This window comes from Rhizobium sp. SVR5-9E (assembly GCF_056755095.1).
In genome coordinates this window covers 1-237 of the sequence record NZ_JBNDHS010000720.1, presented here as the reverse complement: position 1 = coordinate 237, position 237 = coordinate 1, and the positions used below count along the sequence as shown (strand labels likewise).

General features: G+C 54.4%; 1 protein-coding gene. It reads left to right on the top strand.

Translation table 11 applies throughout. From position 1 onward, the window contains the following. On the top strand, positions 1-237 hold a 237-nt coding region (locus ACPYOJ_RS36710), incomplete at both ends, for a class I tRNA ligase family protein (RefSeq protein WP_481420592.1).

Genomic DNA, 237 nt, shown 5'->3' with positions numbered 1-237 from the left:
GTTCTGCATCCCATGGGCTGGGATGCTTTCGGAATGCCGGCTGAAAACGCAGCAATGGAGCGCGGCGTTCATCCCTGCGCCTGGACCTACGAGAACATTGCTTCGATGAGATCACAGCTGAAGGCCATGGGCTTGTCAATTGATTGGAGTCGCGAATTCGCCACTTGCGACGTCGAGTATTACCAGCATCAGCAACACCTTTCCCTGGATTTCCTCGAAAAAGGTCTGGTCTACCGC